We start from the raw sequence: 17,195 nt of genomic DNA, 5'->3' as shown, positions 1-17,195 counted from the left end.
GCTGGCAGCGCCAGCCGTGTGCCCCAGGAACCCTGCAGCGTGATCCTTTACGAATATCCCTTCAACGAACGACTGAGAACCTACCTGCGGCTCGAGCAGCTGTTTCGCCGCCTGGGTGAGTTGATTCCGCGCCAGCATCCTCTGGACCACCACTACGCACTGGTGACGGTCTTCGAAATCATGGATGTCGCGGCGCGCGCCGATCTCAAGTCGGATGTGCTCAAGGATCTGGAAAAGCAGAAGCACCAGCTGGATGGCTATCGGGGCAACCCTTCGATTTCCGAAGCGGTTCTGGACGGCATCATCGCGCAGCTCGATCGGTGCTTTGCCGGGTTGAATGCGCAGACGGGCAAGGCAGGCCAAGCCCTGGCGGAAAACGACTGGCTGATGAGCATCCGCAGCCGGGTGGGCATTCCCGGGGGAACGTGCGGCTTCGATCTGCCGGCCTACTACGCCTGGCAGCACCATGCCCCCCAGCAGCGCCAGCAGGATCTGGAAGCCTGGGCGACCACCCTCGCCCCCCTGGCGGAGTCGTTGTATGTCCTCCTGAAGCTGCTGCGTGATTCGGGCGTGCCCCAGAAGGTGGCCGCGGACCATGGTCAGTTCCAGCAGACCCTGCCCCAGGGCCGCACCTTCCAACTGCTGCGCCTTCGCATCGATCCTTCCCTGGACCTGATCCCGGAGATCAGCGGCAACCGCCTGATCGTCTCCGTGCGGCTGATGCGCCAGCATGACGACGGCAAGCTGCATGCCGCCAACGAAGATGCCGCGTTCGAACTGACCTTGTGCGCCTGAGCGCCCGTTGACCATGAGCCGTTCTCAGCCGCGTTCGCCGGCCCCCTCCAACGCCAAGTACGTGACGTGCCCGGCCTGCCGTGGCGAAAGCCTCTACGGCCCCAGCAATCCCTTCCGACCGTTTTGCAGCGAACGCTGCAAGCAGATCGACCTGGGGGCCTGGGCGAGCGAAGAATTCCGCGTGCCTACCGAACCACCGACCCAAGACCCCGACCTGGGCGACGGGCTTCCGCACATTCCGCCGGGCGCCTGGGAAAAATAGCCCCCAGGGCATATTTTTCTAGGGCGTTTAGCTATTATTTTTATAGCTTATTGATCGTGGAAGGGTCAAAGGTTGCTCCCTGCTCCTGGGCCAGCCACTCCAGTACGGGATAAGCGCCCGGCAGTACGGGCGAGACCTGCAGGGGCCACTGCTGCCAGGCCATGGTCTGGCCCTCGCGCATTTCGAAGTCGCCCTGCCATTCCCAGACCTTGCACCAGTGCAAGCGAACCAGCGCGTGGGGATAGTCGTGCTCCGTCACCTTCCAGACGGATGCCGCACCGATGGTGACGCCCAGCTCCTCGATCAACTCGCGCCGCAAGGCCTCTTCCACGGTCTCCCCGGCCTCCAGCTTGCCGCCAGGGAACTCCCAGTACCCGGCGTAAGGCTTGCCCACGGGCCGGGTGGACAGCAGCATGGCGCCATCCGCACGCAGCAGGATGCCGACCGCCACGTCGGTGTGCGTTCTGGCGTCGACAGGGGCCACGGGATCAGCCATGCTGGCGCCCCGCATAGTCCCGCGCGAACTGGTAGGCGACCCGGCCGCTGCGCGATCCGCGCTCCAATGCCCAGACCAGCGCCTGGGGGCGCGCTGCGGCAATCTCCGCATCCGCGACGCCCAGGAAGGAAAGCCACTGCGCCACGATGGCCAGATATTCGTCCTGGCTAAAAGGGTAGAAGCTGACCCACAGGCCGAACCGTTCGGACAGCGAGATCTTTTCTTCCACCACCTCGCCCGGGTGCACCTCGCCATCCTCCGTGTGGGTATAGGACAGGTTCTCCTTGTGGTACTCGGGCAGCAGGTGGCGGCGGTTGCTGGTGGCATACACCAGCACGTTGGGCGTGGAAGCCGCCACCGATCCGTCGAGAATCGACTTCAGCGCCTTGTACCCCGGCTCGCCCTCTTCAAAGCTCAGGTCATCGCAGTAGACGATGAATTTCTCGGGCCGATCCGCCACGATCTCCACGATGTCGGGCAGGTCCGTCAGATCGGCCTTGTCCACCTCGATCAGGCGCAGCCCCCGGGGGGCGTAGGTATTGAGGCACGCCTTGATGAGGGAGGACTTGCCCGTCCCGCGGGCGCCCGTCAGCAGCACGTTGTTGGCCGGCCGGCCTTCCACGAACTGCTGGGTGTTGCGCTGGATCTTTTCTTTCTGGGCGTCGATTTCCTTCAGATCGTCCAGACGCATGCCCCCCACGTGGCGCACGGGCTCCAGCGCACCGTGGCCGCCGCTGCGCTTGCGATAGCGCCAAGCGATGGCACGGGACCAGTCCGGCGCGGTCAGGGCCTGGGGCAGCACCGATTCGATGCGGGAGATCAATTGCTCCGCACGGAGCATCAGGTGTTCGAAGGTGGCGGTCATAAGCGCTGCAGGGGGCCCGGATTCAGGAACGGTAGTCGGCGTTGATCGTCACGTACTCGTGGCTGAAATCGCAGGTCCACACCGTTTCCGAGGCATCGCCACGGCCCAGGCCCACGCGCACGGTGATCTCGCTTTGCTTCATCACGCGCTGGCCGTCTTCCTCGCGGTAGCTGGGGTTGCGCCCGCCCTTCGTCACCACATGCACATCGTCCAGGTGCAGCTCGATGAGGGTCTGGTCGAGATCGGCGACGCCGGCATAGCCCACCGCCGCCAGGATGCGGCCCAGGTTGGGGTCGCTGGCGAAGAAGGCCGTCTTGACGAGCGGCGAATGCGCGATGGCGTACGCCACCAGTTGGCATTCTTCCGCCGTCTTCCCGCCCTCGACGCGGACGGTGATGAACTTCGTGGCGCCCTCGCCATCGCGCACGATGGCCTGTGCCAGCTTCTGCGCGACGTCCAGCATCGCAGCCTTGAGCGCTTGGCCCTCGGCGCTGTCCAGCGACACGATGGGCGCATGCGCGGCCTGCTGGGTGGCGATGGCCACGAACGAATCGTTGGTGGAGGTGTCGCCGTCGATCGTCACCCGGTTGAACGAGCGGTCGGCCAGTTCGCGCAGCAGCGGCTGCAGCAGTGCGGGTTCGATGCGCGCATCCGTGGCCAGAAAGCCCAGCATGGTGGCCATGTTGGGGCGGATCATGCCCGCGCCCTTGCTGATGCCCGTCACCGTCACGGTGGCGCCGCCGATCTGCACCTGCCGGCTGAAGGCCTTGGGCAGCGTATCGGTGGTCATGATGCCTTCGGCCGCCTGCGCCCAATGGCCGGGCTGCGCGTCCGCGATGGCAGCGGGCAGGCCGGCTTCGATGCGGTCGACGGGCAGCGGCTCCATGATCACCCCGGTGGAAAACGGCAGCACCTGCGAAGGCGACAGGCCCAGCAAGCCGGCCGCAGCCTGGCAGGTGGACCGTGCGCGCGCCAGCCCCTCGGCGCCCGTGCCCGCATTGGCATTGCCGGTATTGACCACGATGGCGCGGATGGCCTGGCCGCCCGCCAGGTGCTCGCGGCAGACCTGCACGGGGGCCGCGCAGAAGCGGTTCTGCGTGAACACGCCGGCCACGGTCGCGCCTTCGTCGATCAGCAGCACCGTGAGGTCGCGGCGATTGGCCTTGCGCACCCCGGCCATGGCCACGCCCAGGCGCACGCCGGGCACGGGATGCAGGTCAGCGGGATTCGGCGCAATCAGGTTCACGGGCATGGCAGTGGGTCTCGGCGGGTAAGGGAAAGAAGAAGGAAGGTCAACGGCGAAAGCTGCCGATTCTAGGGCGTGGCTTTTGGCGCGGCCTGGCTGGCATCGCCATCGGGCAGGTGGATCAGTCCGGTGTGGAAATCGTATTCGAACACTTCGCCATAGCGGCCCCATTCGATGACCGTGCGCAGCACCTGTTCGGCCTGGGCCTCGTCCAGGCTTTCGTGCAGCAGGCGCAGGAACGGCTTTTCCGGCAGCTCGCCCGCAGGGTCTTGCTCCAGGCTGTGCCGCATGTGGGCCGCCAGCGGAACATGCGCGAGCAGTTGCTGGCCGAACAGGGTCTGCCGCACGGTGTTGGGCGCCTGCACGTAGCGCTGGCCCAGCGCGGTCAGGTGCAGGTCGCCGTCGGCCAGCTGCGCAAACCCCAGCAGAGCGAGCGCCTGGGCCAGAACCAGCAGTTCGTCGTCGGCCAGTTCCGCGTCTTCGGCCATGCGCGGCAGGTCGGCCCGGCCGTCGAAAGGCGCCTCGGACAGCCGCTCGAGCAGCCCCTCCATCCGACCGACGTCGGCGGCCGGCAACTGGTCGGCCAGGGGCCTGCGAGACGGCTCGGCGGCCGGGCGGCCCGTGCCCGGCTGGCGCGCCGTCATGAGCCCGTAGACCTCGTCGATGAGGGCCCGCACCTCGGGGCTGTCGGGGTGGCGCGGGCGAGGCAGCTGGATCGGCAGTTCGGCCCGCACGCGGCCCGGGTTGCTGGCGAAAATCAGCACCCGGTCGGCCATGAGCACGGCCTCCTCGATGTTGTGCGACACGATGAGCATGGCGCGCGTGGGCATGCTGCCGCTGCCCCACAGCTCCAGAATGTCGTCGCGCAGCCGTTCGCCCGTCAGCACATCGAGGGCCGAAAAGGCCTCGTCCATCAGCAGCACTTCGGGCTCCACCACCAGCGCGCGCGCAATGCCCACGCGCTGGCGCATGCCGCCCGACAGCTCGCGCGGCAACGCGCCCTCGAACCCGGACAGCCCGATCAGCTCGATGGCGGCGGCGGCCCGCCGTGATCGTTCAGCGGGGGCCACCCCCCGGGCTTCCAGGCCCAGCTCCACGTTCTGCTGCACCGTGAGCCACGGAAAGAGCGCGAACGACTGGAACACCATGGCGATGCCGCGCGCCGGGCCGTACAGCGGCTGGCCCCGGTAGCGAACATCGCCGGCATCCACCGGAACCAGGCCCGCCAGGATGCGCAGCAGCGTGGACTTGCCCGACCCCGACTGCCCGAGCAGCGCGACGATCTCGCCCTCCTGCAGCACGAGATCGACCCCCTCCAGCACCGAACGCGCGGTGCCGTCGCTGGAGCGAAAAGACTTGCCCACCTGGGCCAGCTCGGCGATGGGGGACATGGGAGAGGTTTCCATGGGTTCGGTTCCAGGCGTCAGGAGTGCATGCGGTTTTCGGCCATCGCGTAGAGGCGCCGCCACACGAAATGGTTCATGCCCATGACGAAGACACACATCACGCCGATGCCCAGCGCGATGCGGGGAAAGTCGCCGATCGCCGTCATGTGGGCGATGTAGCTGCCCAGGCCATCGGCCTGCAGCGTGGTGTCGCCCCAGGTCACGTACTCGGCCACGATGCTCGCGTTCCACGAGCCGCCGCTGGCCGTGATCGCACCGGTGACGAAGCTGGGAAACACCGCCGGCAGCAGGTAGCGCTTCCAGCGCAGCCAGCCCGACAGCCCCAGGTTCTGTGCGGCATAACGCAACTCCGACGGCACGCTGGAAGCCCCGGCGATCACGTTGAAGAGCAGATACCACTGCGTGCCCAGCACCATCAGCGGCGCCAGCCAGAGGTTCGGATCGAGGTGCCAGCGCACGATCAGCACCACGGCCAGCGGGAACATCAGGTTCGCCGGAAAGGCCGCCAGAAACTGCGCCACGGCCTGCAGTCGGCCCGCCCAGCGCGGATTCATGCCGATCCAGACGCCCACCGGCACCCAGACCACTGCCGCCAGCAGGATCAGCACGACCACGCGCACCAGCGTGTACGTGCCGAGCACGAAGACATGGCCCACCTCGTGCCAGCCCACCTCGCTGTGGATGAAGCGCACGAGCCAGATCACCGCCAGCATCACGGCTGCGGCCAGCAAGGCATCGCCCGCGCGCGTCAGGGCGGGATGGGGCACTGAAGGACGCGCCCGGATCGAGGTGCCGTCATGACGACGGCGCAACCGCGTGAGCGACCATTCCAGCGGCACCACGAACAGCGCCACCACCCGCTTGAGCTGCGACGTGCGGCGCATCCAGGACAGCAGCCAGGAGGTCGGCTGGGCTTCGCTGCCGCCCTCCTCGAATCGGAACTTGTCGGCCCAGGCGATGAGCGGGCGAAAGAACAGCTGGTCGTACAGCACGATGCCCACCAGCATGCCCACGATCGCCCAGCCGATCGCGCCCAGGTCGCGTGCCTCGATGGCCAGGGCGATGTACGAGCCCACGCCCGGCAGCTTGATGTCCTGGTGCGATACCGAGATCGCCTCCGACGCCACCACGAAGAACCAGCCGCCGGACATGGACATCATCATGTTCCACAGCAACCCTGGCATGGCGAAGGGCAGCTCCAGCCGCCAGAAGCGCTGCCAGCCCGACAGCTGGAACACCGCGGCGGCTTCGCGCAGTTCGGCCGGCACCGTGCGCATGGACTGGTACAGGCTGAAAGCCATGTTCCAGGCCTGCGAGGTGAAGATGGCGAAGATCGCCGCGCACTCGACGCCGAAGAGGTTGCCCGGGAACAGCGCGATGAACCCCGTCACCGTGATCGACAGGAAGCCCAGGATCGGAATGGACTGCAGGATGTCCAAGAGCGGCACCATCACCCGCTCCGCCGTGCGGTACTTGGCCGCCAGCGCCGCGAAGAGGCAGGCAAACACCAGCGATGCGCCCAGCGCGATGAACATGCGCAGCGTGGTGCGCAGCAGGTAATACGGCAGCATCCACGGATCGAGCGACAGCGGCAGCACGTCGCCCACCTGGTAGGGCCGTGCCATCTGCGAGCCGCCCCAGGCCAGCGCGAAAAGCACGGCCAGCACCAGGGGTAGCAGGGCCCAATCCCATCGGTTGCCGGTGGCCTGAACCACCTGCCGCGGGAAAAACCGCTTGTCGATCATCCTTGCGCCCTTCTCCCTGTGACGCGAAACAGCCTAGCAGCGGCCCGTGACAAGCCGAAGACGAAGCCACCACTGCCGCGGCCCACCGCACCCCATCCCTGCGCGCCCGAGGCACGGGTATCCCGCCCTGCGATCAGGGCGGTGCCGCATGGTCAGTCCAGGCGGCCGTGGCAGCTCTTGTACTTCTTGCCGCTGCCGCAAGGGCATGGGTCGTTGCGGCCGACACGGGGCACTTCGCCCGCGAGCGCACCGGCCTCCATGGCGCCCATGGCCGCCTCGGAGCGGACCTCCACCTCACCGGTTTCGGTGGGGGCGGTGTAGGTCACGTTGGCGATCTTCTCGGCACGGCTCTCCAGGGCCTCGGCAGCCTCGTCCAGCTGCGCAGGCGACTGCACCTGCACCGTCATCAGGATCTTGGTGACTTCGTTCTTGACCTGGTCGATGAGCTGGCGGAACAGCTCGAACGCCTCGCGCTTGTATTCCTGCTTGGGCTGCTTTTGCGCGTAGCCACGCAGGTGGATGCCCTGGCGCAGGTAGTCGAGGGCCGCCAGGTGGTCACGCCAGTTGGAGTCGAAGCTCTGCAGCAGCACCGCGCGTTCGAACTGGTTGAAATTCTCCTGGCCCACCAGCTCCAGCTTGGCCTGGAAGGCGGCCTTGCCCGCGGTGAGCACCTTTTCCAGGATCTCGTCGTCGGTGATGGCGTGCGCGCTGTCCACTTCCTGCTTCAGCGGCAGCTGGATCTGCCAATCCTCGGCCAGCGACTTCTCGAGCGCCTGCAGGTCCCACTGCTCTTCGACCGATTCGGCCGGCACGTACTGGCGCACCAGATCGGTCAGACAGTCTTCCTGCATGTTGGCGATCAGGCCGGACAGGTCGGTCGCGTCCAGGATCTCGTTGCGCTGCTGGTAGATCACCTTGCGCTGGTCGTTGGAAACGTCGTCGTATTCCAGCAGTTGCTTGCGGACATCGAAGTTGCGCGCCTCGACCTTGCGCTGCGCCGACTCGATGCTGCGCGTGACGATGCCCGCCTCGATGGCCTCGCCATCGGGCATCTTGAGGCGGTCCATGATCGCCTTCACGCGGTCGCCGGCGAAGATGCGCATCAGCGAATCGTCCAGGCTCAGGTAGAACCGCGAAGAGCCAGGGTCGCCCTGGCGGCCCGAGCGGCCACGCAACTGGTTGTCGATGCGGCGGGACTCGTGGCGCTCGGTCGCAATGATGCGCAGGCCACCCAGTTCCTTGATCTTTTCGTGGTCGCGCGTCCACTGCGCGCGCACCTCGGCCACGCGGCTTTCCTTGGTCGCTTCATCAAGGGACTCGTCGCTCTCGATGGCGGCCAGCGCCTTTTCGATGTTGCCGCCCAGCACGATGTCGGTGCCGCGGCCTGCCATGTTGGTCGCGATCGTGATCATGCCGGCACGGCCGGCCTGGGCCACGATGTCGGCCTCGCGGGCATGCTGCTTGGCGTTCAGCACCTGGTGGGGCAGGTTTTCCTTTTGCAGCAACTGGTCGATGATTTCGGAGTTCTCGATCGACGTGGTGCCTACCAGAACGGGCTGGCCGCGCTCATGGCACTCGCGGATGTCCTTGATCGCCGCTTCGTACTTTTCGCGCGTGGTCTTGTACACGCGGTCCAGCTGGTCGTTGCGCTTGCTCGGGCGGTTCGGAGGAATCACCACGGTTTCCAGGCCGTAGATTTCCTGGAATTCATAGGCCTCGGTGTCGGCCGTTCCGGTCATGCCCGCCAGCTTCTTGTACAGCCGGAAATAGTTCTGGAACGTGATGGACGCCAGCGTCTGGTTCTCGGCCTGGATGCCCACGCCTTCCTTGGCCTCGACGGCCTGGTGCAGGCCTTCGCTCCAGCGGCGGCCCGACATGAGGCGGCCGGTGAACTCGTCCACGATGACGATCTCGCCTTCCTGCACCACGTAGTGCTGGTCGCGGTGGTAGAGGTGGTTGGCCCGCAGCGCCGCATACAGGTGGTGCATGAGCGTGATGTTGGCCGGGTCGTAGAGCGAGGCGCCTTCGGCGATCAAGCCGCGGCTGGCAAGAACGCGCTCGGCGGTTTCATGGCCCTGCTCGGTCAGGAACACCTGGTGCGTCTTCTCGTCGAGCGTGAAATCGCCCGGCTTGGTGACGCCCTCGCCGGTGCGCGGATCGGCCTCGCCCTCTTGGCGCACCAGCAACGGCACCACCTCGTTCATGGCGATGTACATCGCCGTGTGGTCTTCGGCCTGGCCGCTGATGATGAGCGGCGTGCGCGCCTCGTCGATCAGGATCGAGTCCACCTCATCGACGATGGCGAAGTTCAGCCCGCGCTGCACCCGGTCGCGCGACTCGTACACCATGTTGTCGCGCAGGTAGTCGAAGCCGTACTCGTTGTTGGTGCCGTAGGTGATGTCGGCCTGGTAGGCGGCCTGCTTTTCCTCGCGCGGGGCCTGCGGCAGGTTGATGCCGACGGTCAGGCCCAGGAAGTTGTACAGGCGCCCCATCCACTGGGCATCGCGATTGGCGAGGTAGTCGTTGACCGTCACCACGTGCACACCGTCGCCGGACAGCGCATTCAGGTAGACCGGCAGCGTGGCGGTCAGCGTCTTGCCTTCGCCGGTACGCATTTCCGAAATCTTGCCGTAATGCAGCGCCATGCCGCCCAGCAATTGGACGTCGAAGTGGCGCATTTTCATGATGCGCTTGGAGCCTTCACGCACCACGGCAAAAGCCTCTGGCAGCAGATCGTCCAGCGATTCGCCTTTGGAGACGCGTTCCTTGAACTCGGCGGTCTTGGCGCGCAGCGCCTCGTCACTCAGCTTTTCGTAGTCGGGCTCCATCGCATTGATGCGGGCCACCGTCTTGCGGTATTGCTTGAGGAGCCGGTCATTGCGGCTGCCGAATAATTTGGTGAGGAAATTGGTGGCCATGCGAGCAGGACCGCGCCGCGTGCCCGAGGGCGTACGGCGCGACCAGAATCCCTAAAGAAGAAGTGAGTTCAGGTGGGGCTGCGTTCTCGGGTTGCAAGTTGCGCAACCCGGGTCGGCAGGTCCGGACCGCAGATTTTACCTGCGCGGGGTGACGGGCTGGCCATCGGCCTTTTGGGCCGGTCCGGCACTGGCCACGCGGGTGGAGGGCGCCTGGGCTCCGGCCATCAGGAATTTTTGCGGATCCTGCGGAACGCCCTGCACCAGCACTTCGAAATGCAGGTGGGGACCGGTGGAGCGGCCCGTCGTGCCGACCTCGGCGATCTTCTGGCCGCGGCGCACGAGGTCGCCGCGCTTGACCATCGTTTTGGAGGCATGTGCATAGCGGGTGACCAGCTGGTTGCCGTGGTCCACCTCGATCATGTTTCCGTAGGCGGGGTGGTACTCCTGCGCGACCACCACGCCTCCAGCCGCCGCGAGGATGGGCGTGCCCGTGTCCGCCTGGAAGTCCAATCCCGTGTGCAGGGCGGAGTGGCCCGTGATGGGATCGATGCGCCAGCCGAACGCCGAGCCGGGAAGCTTGCCCAGCACCGGCGCCTGCGTCGGCACCATGTGCTTTCGGATGTGCTGGTCGAACAGCCGCGATTCCACCACGGTCATCAGGTCCACCCGGCGGTCCGTGAGCTGGGCCAAGTCGTCCAGCGTGCGCTCCAGCTCCTGCATGTCCATGGGGTGGCCCGACACCAGCGCACCGCCCTGCCCCGGCGGCCGCGACAGTTCCGACGCCGGCATGCCCGCCAGCCCCAGCACCCGCTCGCCCAGCGACTCCAGCTGCATAACGCGCGCCTGCATCTCGCCGACCTTGCGCGCCATGGCGTCGAGGTTGGCGCGCATGAAGCGGTCGCGCTCTTCCATTTCGTCCTTGGCCACCAGCTTGACCAGCGACCCGACGATGGGCCAGCCTTCGCGCGCGCCCTTGAGAAAGACCCAGTGGTAGAGCATGGCCGCGACCAGCATGATGGTGAACGAGACCAGCAAGCCCGCCGCCATGAGCCGTGTCCCTGTCAGGTGTATGGCCCGGCTTCGCGCCAGCCGGGCGTCCGTGATAATCAAGTGCACTACATTTCTCCGCGCCGCGCGGCGCATTGCCATGAACCGCCGTCACCAAGCCGTCACCCTGCTTCAAGCCACGGAGGAATCCCCCACATTGGCCAAGCTGGCGGCACTGACGCGCGAATCCACGGAGCGGCTCAAGGCCATCGAGCCATTGATTCCACCCACTTTGCGGCCCGCCATTCAGGCAGGGCCGATCGAAGGCCCGACATGGTGCCTGCTGGTGCGCAGCAACGCAGCGGCGGCCAAGGTGCGTCAGTTGCTGCCTGCCTTGCAGGCGCATTTGCGCACTCGGGGGTGGGAGGTTAACTCCATTCGCCTCAAAATCCAAACCTGAAGCCCGCAAGGGAAGGCATGGCAAAGGGGAGACGAAAAGAGGGAAAGATGGTGCCGATTGTCGGAATCGAACTGACGACCTACCGCTTACAAGGCGGGTGCTCTACCAACTGAGCTAAATCGGCGAAGGCTGCATTCTAGCCGCGCGAAATGCGCCGCAGCCGCATGGCAACGCTATTTGACGCGCTTGAGCGAGGGCCGGCCACCGGCGCCCGGCGACGTCGGCCGGGGCGGCGCACCACCGTCGTCCGGAGGCGAATCGGTGGACACCAGTTGCACCACGCGATCATCCGAGCCCGTCGAAGGCTCGGACTCCGCGGGCGCGGAGGTGGCCGTGCTGAGGACCGAGGAAGACAGCACGCCCCCTTCGCTCGGCTCCAGCACGTCCACCGGCGGCGGAAAGGCCATGCCCTGGCCATTCTCGCGCGCGTAGATGGCGATCACACGGCCCACAGGGACCATGATGTCACGTGGCTTGCCGCCGAAGCGCGCCTTGAACTCGATGAAATCGTTGCCCAGCTGCAGCGCACTGGTCGCGTCGTAGCTGATGTTGAGCACGATCTCGCCATCCTTCACATACTCGCGCGGCACCTGCACCGAGTCGTCCACCCGCACGGCAACGTAGGGCGTGAGCCCGTTGTCGGTGCACCACTCATACAAGGCCCGGATGAGATAGGGGCGAGTGGAGGTGGAATCCTGGGCGTTCATCATGGTGGCGTGCGGGAAGGAAGGATTGCGCAATCACTTGCGCATGACTTTTTCGGAAGGCGTCAGCGCTTCGATGTACGCAGGACGCGAGAAGATGCGCTCAGCATACTTGAGCAGCGGCGCGGCGTTCTTGCTCAGGTCGATGCCGTAGTAATCCAGGCGCCAGAGCAGCGGCGCGATGGCCACGTCCAGCATCGAGAAATTCTCGCCCAGCATGTACTTGTTCTTGAGGAACACGGGCGCCAGTTGCGTGAGGCGGTCGCGGATGTGGGCGCGGGCTTTTTCCAGCGCCTTCTCGTTGCCCTTGGTGGCACGCGATTCGAGAATGTTCACGTGAACGAACAGTTCCTTCTCGAAGTTCAGCAGGAACAGGCGCACGCGGGCGCGGTCCACCGGGTCGCCGGGCATCAGTTGCGGATGCGGGAAGCGCTCGTCGATGTATTCGTTGATGATGTTCGACTCGTACAGGATCAGGTCGCGCTCGACCAGGATCGGCACCTGTCCGTAGGGGTTCATCACGCTGATGTCTTCGGGCTTGTTGTACAGGTCCACATCGCGGATCTCGAAGTCCATTCCCTTCTCGAACAGAACGAAACGGCAGCGATGGGAGAAGGGACAGGTCGTACCCGAATAAAGCACCATCATGGTGAGAGGCTCCTAAAAATCAAAAAGAGTGGGCGCAGGATGCGTCCACTCTGAAAACCTGGGCAGCGCCAGGTCTGGCGCCGCAGGCGGTTGGTGCGGTTACTTGATGTCTTTCCAGAAAGCTGCGTTGAGCCTCCAGGCAATCACCGTGAACACACCGAGGAAAATCAAAACCCAGACGCCGACGCGCAACCGGGTATTTTGCGCCGGCTCGCCCATCCATTGCAGGTAATTGACGAGATCACCCACGGCCTGGTCGTATTGGAGGGGGCTCATTGTGCCCGGACTCACCTGCGTCCAGCCCTTGAAGACCTCCGTCTTGTGGCCATGGCTCTCCTGCTGTTCGAACACGGGGCGCCGGTCGCCCTGCAATTGCCAGAGCACGTGCGGCATGCCGACACTCGGGAAGGCGAGATTATTCCATCCCGTGGCCTTGGTCTCGTCGCGGTAGAAAGTGCGCAGGAAGGTATAGAGGTAATCCGCCCCCGTTCCGCCATGGCCGGCGCGCGAGCGGGCGATCACCGTGAGGTCGGGTGGATTGGCGCCGAACCAGTCCTTGGCCTGGCGCGGATCGATGGTGGACTTCATGGTCTCGCCCACCTTTTCGGTGGTGAACAGCAGGTTGTCCTTGATCTGCTGGTCGGTGAGGCCGATGTCCTTCAGGCGGTTGAACCGCATGAACGCGGCCGAGTGGCAGCTCAGGCAGTAGTTGACGAACAGTTTGGCGCCGTTCTGCAGCGAGGCCGTGTCGTTGGTCTGGACCGGGGCCTTGTCCCAGGCGATGCCGCCTTCGGCAGCCTGCGCGCCCGTGGCGATGCCCAGGGCCGCGATCAGCGTGAGGATGATTTTTTTCATGGGATGGGTCTCCTGCCTGCTCAATGCGCCTTGAAGATCACGCGGTCCGGCACGGGCTTGGGCTCGCCGAGCCGGCTCCACCAGGGCATGAGCAGGAAAAAACCGAAATAGAACAGCGTGCCGACCTGCGAGACACGCTCGCCCAGCGGCGAAGGTGGCTGCACGCCCAGATAGGCCAGTGCGACGAAGTTGATCACGAAGATGCCGTACAGGTACTTGTGCCAGCCCGGACGGTAGCGGATCGACTTGACCGGGCTCATGTCCAGCCAGGGCAGGAAGAACAGGATGATGACGGCGCCGCCCATCACGACCACGCCCCAGAACTTGGCGTCGATCGACAGCATGAGGGCGATGGCCGCTGCCGCGATGGCCACGATCGCCACCTTGATGAAAACCGGCAGGCGGCCCTTGACCACGCCGAAGCCGGCGGCCAGCACCACGCACGCGATGAGGGCGTACATCATCTCGCTGGTGATGGCGCGCAGCATGGAATAGAACGGCGTGAAGTACCAAACGGGCGCGATGTGCGCGGGCGTCTTGAGCGGATCGGCCGGGATGAAGTTGTTGTACTCGAGGAAGTAGCCACCGAACTCGGGCGCGAAGAACACCACGGCCGAGAAGATGAACAGGAACACGCAGACCCCGAAGATGTCATGCACCGTGTAGTAGGGGTGGAACGGGATGCCATCCAGCGGGTGGCCCTTGTCGTCGCGGGGGGCGTTGGGACCCTTGATCTCCACGCCGTCGGGGTTGTTGGAGCCCACGTCGTGCAGCGCCAGCAGATGCGCCACCACCAGGCCCAGCAGCACCAGCGGCACGGCGATCACGTGGAAGCTGAAGAAGCGGTTCAGCGTGGCATCGCCCACCACGTAGTCGCCGCGGATCAGCAGCGCGAGGTCGGGACCGATGAAGGGAATGGCCGCGAACAGGTTCACGATCACCTGGGCGCCCCAGTACGACATCTGGCCCCAGGGCAGCAGGTAGCCCATGAAGGCCTCGGCCATCAGCGCGAGGAAGATGGCGCAGCCGAAAATCCAGACCAGTTCGCGCGGCTTGCGGTACGAGCCGTAGAGCAGCCCGCGGAACATGTGCAGGTACACCACCACGAAGAACGCCGAGGCGCCCGTGGAGTGCATGTAGCGAATGAGCCAACCCCACGGCACGTCGCGCATGATGTACTCGACCGACTCGAAGGCCTTCGCAGCGTCGGGCTTGTAGTGCATCACCAGGAAGATGCCGGTGACGATCTGGATCACCAGCACCAGCAGGGCCAGCGAGCCGAAGATGTACCAGAAGTTGAAGTTCTTCGGCGCGTAGTACTCCGACATGTGGACGCGGTAGGCGTCGAACGCGGTCGGGAACCGGTTCTCGAACCAGTTGGTCACTTTGGCGCCGGTGGAGGCGTTGGGGGAGATGTCCTTGAATTCGTGGGCCATGTCGTGTTCCCTCATGCCTTCTTGTCTTCACCGATCAGGAGCTTGGTCTCCGACAGGTACATGTGGGGAGGCACTTCCAGGTTGTCCGGCGCCGGCTTGTTCTTGAAAACGCGGCCGGCCATGTCGAACGTGGAACCGTGGCAGGGGCACAGGAAGCCGCCCTTCCAGTCGTCGGGCAGCGAGGGCTGCGCACCGGGCACGAACTTGTCCGAAGGCGAGCAGCCCAGGTGGGTGCAGATGCCCACGGCCACGAGGATTTCAGGCTTGATCGAACGTGCCTCGTTGCGGGCGTATTCGGGGGTGAGTTCGCTCGGCTTGCGCTCCGATTTCGGGTCGGCCAACTGCGCATCCAGCGAGGGCAGCGCGGCGAGCTGGTCGGGCGTGCGCTTGATGATCCACACGGGCTTGCCGCGCCATTCGACCGTGATTTTCTCGCCCGGCTTGAGATCGGAAATATCGACTTCGACCGCGGCGCCTGCCGCCTTGGCCTTCTCGGAAGGCTGGAACGTGCTCACGAACGGTACGGCGGTTGCTACGCCGCCCACGGCACCAGCGCAGCCAGAGGCGATGAGCCACGTCCGCTTGCTGGAGTCGATAGGAGTTTCACTCATGGGTGTCCTCGTTGTACTTCGCTGGGTGGGGCAATCGCGGAATTGTAGCGGAGTGAAAATGGGTATTCCTAGGCGTTAACACCCCTAAACCTGCGCAATACTGCGAGGGTTTTCAGCTATATCAAGGAGGGGCGAAATGAGCATCGCAAAGGAATTCAAAGAGTTCGCGATCAAAGGTAATGTGGTAGACCTTGCGGTCGGCGTGATCATCGGCGGCGCCTTCGGCAAGATCGTCGATTCGGTGGTCGGCGACCTGATCATGCCGGTGGTGGGGCTGGTCTTCGGCCGGCTGGATTTCTCCAACCTGTTCGTGGTGCTGGGCACCGTGCCGCCCGGCGTGCCGCAGACGCTGGACGCGCTCAAGAAGGCCGGCGTTCCGGTGCTGGCCTACGGCAACTTCATCACCGTGGCGGTCAACTTCCTGATCCTGGCTTTCATCATCTTCATGATGGTCAAGCAGATCAACCGCCTCAAGCGCCAGGCGCCGGCACCCGCGCCGGCCCCGGTGGCGACGCCGGAAGACATCGTGCTGCTGCGCGAGATCCGCGACAGCCTCAAGCGCTGAAAGCCAGGGCGCGCGGCGCGCCCGGAGCACCCGGCGCGGGCGGCCTCCCGGCCGTTCAGGCGGCCGAGGCCAGCCGCCGCGCCATGCGCACGGCCTCGATCAGGCTGGAGGCATCCGCGATGCCCTGGCCGGCGATGTCGAACGCCGTGCCGTGGTCGGGACTGGTGCGCACCAGCGGCAGGCCGAGCGTCACGTTCACGCCCTTGTCCACGCCCAGGTACTTGACCGGGATCAGCCCCTGGTCGTGGTACATCGCCAGCACGGCGTCGAACTCGCCCGCGCGCTGCGGCGTGTGACGCGCCCGCATGAAGATGGTGTCCGGGGCGTAGGGGCCGTGCGCGTCCACGCCCAGGCGGCGCGCGGCCTCGACGGCCGGGGCGATCACTTCCAGCTCTTCACGGCCGAACAGGCCGCCCTCGCCCGCGTGCGGATTGAGCCCCGCCACGCCGATGCGCGGCGCGCGGCCCAGGCTGCGCGAGAGCGCTTCGTGGGTGATGCGCAGCGAGTCCAGCACGTTCTCGCGCGTGACGGCCGCGATCGCATCGCGCAGCGAGACATGGATGCTCACCAGCACGGTGCGTAGCTCGTCGCTCGCCAGCATCATGCGCACGGGCATGTCGGCCAGCGGCACGCTGGCATGGCGCGCCGCCTCGGCCTGCAGCAGTTCGGTGTGGCCGGGAAAATCCACGCCCGCGGCGCTCAACGCCTCCTTGTGCAGCGGCGCGGTGACCAGGGCGGCGATCTCGCTGCGCAGGGCGGCCCGCGCGGCCCAGACCACGCAGTCGGCCGCCGCCCGGCCGGCCTGAGCGCTCACCTGCCCGAAGGGCACCGGCCCCGGCAACCCCGGCAGGGGCCACACCGGCAGGCAGCGCGGCGGCACGCCGGCCACGTCGGCGGGCGCATCCAGCGTGGCCATGGGTAGCGATGGCTCGCCGGGCCGCTGGATGCACTGCGCGGCCCGGCGCAGCGTGGCCAGATCGCCGACAGCGAAGCAGCCGCGCAGGTCGTCCGGCGCGTCGCGGAACGCCTTGGCCACGATTTCAGGGCCGATGCCGGCCGGATCGCCCTGGGTGATGGCCAGGGGCGGCAAGGCGAGGGAAGAGTCGGATGAAGGCATGAATCGGGCTCTAGCGCATATATTTCTAGGGCATTTCGCTATTAATTTAATAGCATTAAAAACCCATTGACGGCCCAGG

17 protein-coding genes and 1 tRNA gene are annotated in these 17,195 nt (G+C 65.7%); 4 read left to right on the top strand and 14 right to left on the bottom strand.

What is annotated here, in order from left to right:
• Positions 1-39 precede the first annotated feature (39 nt).
• Both zapD and AVKW3434_RS08470 read left to right on the top strand, forming a co-directional pair.
• A complete protein-coding gene (gene zapD / locus AVKW3434_RS08475) occupies positions 40-795 on the top strand; it encodes a cell division protein ZapD (protein WP_272565520.1) in 756 nt (251 codons plus the stop codon).
• A 13-nt stretch (positions 796-808) separates the two neighbouring features.
• Positions 809-1,057, top strand: a complete 249-nt coding sequence (locus AVKW3434_RS08470) for a DNA gyrase inhibitor YacG (RefSeq protein ID WP_272565521.1) — start codon at positions 809-811, stop codon at positions 1,055-1,057.
• A 40-nt stretch (positions 1,058-1,097) separates the two neighbouring features.
• Here the strand turns inward: AVKW3434_RS08470 and AVKW3434_RS08465 are convergent, their stop codons facing one another.
• The 7 genes from AVKW3434_RS08465 to AVKW3434_RS08435 form a co-directional block, all read right to left on the bottom strand.
• Positions 1,098-1,553 (bottom strand): NUDIX domain-containing protein, encoded by a 456-nt coding sequence (locus tag AVKW3434_RS08465; protein WP_284405476.1) that lies wholly within the window; start codon positions 1,551-1,553, stop codon positions 1,098-1,100.
• Positions 1,546-2,418: an ATP-binding protein gene (locus tag AVKW3434_RS08460; RefSeq protein ID WP_284405475.1), complete on the bottom strand. Its 873-nt coding sequence runs from the start codon at positions 2,416-2,418 to the stop codon at positions 1,546-1,548. Before AVKW3434_RS08460 ends, AVKW3434_RS08465 begins: the two co-directional genes overlap by 8 nt.
• 22 nt (positions 2,419-2,440) lie before the next feature.
• Positions 2,441-3,670: a bifunctional glutamate N-acetyltransferase/amino-acid acetyltransferase ArgJ gene (argJ, locus tag AVKW3434_RS08455; RefSeq protein ID WP_284405474.1), complete on the bottom strand. Its 1,230-nt coding sequence runs from the start codon at positions 3,668-3,670 to the stop codon at positions 2,441-2,443.
• A 62-nt stretch (positions 3,671-3,732) separates the two neighbouring features.
• Positions 3,733-5,070: an ABC transporter ATP-binding protein gene (locus tag AVKW3434_RS08450; protein ID WP_284405473.1), complete on the bottom strand. Its 1,338-nt coding sequence runs from the start codon at positions 5,068-5,070 to the stop codon at positions 3,733-3,735.
• Positions 5,071-5,087: 17 nt separating this feature from the next.
• Positions 5,088-6,815 (bottom strand): ABC transporter permease, encoded by a 1,728-nt coding sequence (locus AVKW3434_RS08445; protein ID WP_284393708.1) that lies wholly within the window; start codon positions 6,813-6,815, stop codon positions 5,088-5,090.
• A gap of 152 nt (positions 6,816-6,967) precedes the next feature.
• Positions 6,968-9,733, bottom strand: coding sequence for a preprotein translocase subunit SecA (gene secA / locus AVKW3434_RS08440; RefSeq protein ID WP_284405472.1), 2,766 nt, complete (start codon positions 9,731-9,733; stop codon positions 6,968-6,970).
• Positions 9,734-9,868: 135 nt separating this feature from the next.
• Positions 9,869-10,876, bottom strand: a complete 1,008-nt coding sequence (locus AVKW3434_RS08435) for a M23 family metallopeptidase (protein ID WP_284405549.1) — start codon at positions 10,874-10,876, stop codon at positions 9,869-9,871.
• Positions 10,877-10,880: 4 nt separating this feature from the next.
• Here AVKW3434_RS08435 and AVKW3434_RS08430 point away from each other — a divergent pair, with 4 nt between their 5' ends.
• A complete protein-coding gene (locus AVKW3434_RS08430; protein WP_272565530.1) occupies positions 10,881-11,180 on the top strand; it encodes a hypothetical protein in 300 nt (99 codons plus the stop codon).
• Positions 11,181-11,228: 48 nt separating this feature from the next.
• Here the strand turns inward: AVKW3434_RS08430 and AVKW3434_RS08425 are convergent.
• From AVKW3434_RS08425 to petA, 6 genes are all read right to left on the bottom strand, one after another.
• Positions 11,229-11,304: transfer RNA gene (locus AVKW3434_RS08425), tRNA-Thr, on the bottom strand.
• 49 nt (positions 11,305-11,353) lie between these two features.
• The gene (locus AVKW3434_RS08420; protein ID WP_284393917.1) at positions 11,354-11,887 is read right to left on the bottom strand and encodes a ClpXP protease specificity-enhancing factor; all 534 of its coding nucleotides are present in this window, start codon (positions 11,885-11,887) and stop codon (positions 11,354-11,356) included.
• A gap of 33 nt (positions 11,888-11,920) precedes the next feature.
• A complete protein-coding gene (locus AVKW3434_RS08415) occupies positions 11,921-12,532 on the bottom strand; it encodes a glutathione S-transferase N-terminal domain-containing protein (RefSeq protein ID WP_272565532.1) in 612 nt (203 codons plus the stop codon).
• Positions 12,533-12,631: 99 nt separating this feature from the next.
• Positions 12,632-13,387 carry a cytochrome c1 gene (locus AVKW3434_RS08410; RefSeq protein ID WP_272565533.1) on the bottom strand — a complete coding sequence of 252 codons (756 nt, stop codon included), beginning with the start codon at positions 13,385-13,387 and terminating at the stop codon, positions 12,632-12,634.
• A gap of 20 nt (positions 13,388-13,407) precedes the next feature.
• On the bottom strand, positions 13,408-14,823 hold the full coding sequence (locus AVKW3434_RS08405; protein WP_284405471.1) for a cytochrome b: 1,416 nt from the start codon (positions 14,821-14,823) through the stop codon (positions 13,408-13,410).
• A gap of 11 nt (positions 14,824-14,834) precedes the next feature.
• Positions 14,835-15,434, bottom strand: coding sequence for a ubiquinol-cytochrome c reductase iron-sulfur subunit (petA, locus tag AVKW3434_RS08400; protein WP_272565535.1), 600 nt, complete (start codon positions 15,432-15,434; stop codon positions 14,835-14,837).
• 136 nt (positions 15,435-15,570) lie between these two features.
• On the opposite strand from petA, the gene mscL reads away from it, so the two are divergent.
• Positions 15,571-15,999 (top strand): large conductance mechanosensitive channel protein MscL, encoded by a 429-nt coding sequence (gene mscL, locus AVKW3434_RS08395; protein WP_284393702.1) that lies wholly within the window; start codon positions 15,571-15,573, stop codon positions 15,997-15,999.
• 55 nt (positions 16,000-16,054) lie between these two features.
• Here mscL and pdxA read toward each other — a convergent pair whose 3' ends face one another.
• Positions 16,055-17,116 carry a 4-hydroxythreonine-4-phosphate dehydrogenase PdxA gene (gene pdxA / locus AVKW3434_RS08390; RefSeq protein ID WP_284405470.1) on the bottom strand — a complete coding sequence of 354 codons (1,062 nt, stop codon included), beginning with the start codon at positions 17,114-17,116 and terminating at the stop codon, positions 16,055-16,057.
• Positions 17,117-17,195 lie beyond the last annotated feature (79 nt).

It is taken from the genome of Acidovorax sp. SUPP3434 (assembly GCF_030159015.1).
In the GTDB taxonomy this organism is placed as follows: domain Bacteria; phylum Pseudomonadota; class Gammaproteobacteria; order Burkholderiales; family Burkholderiaceae_C; genus Paracidovorax.
This window is presented reverse-complemented; position numbering and strand designations above follow the sequence as displayed.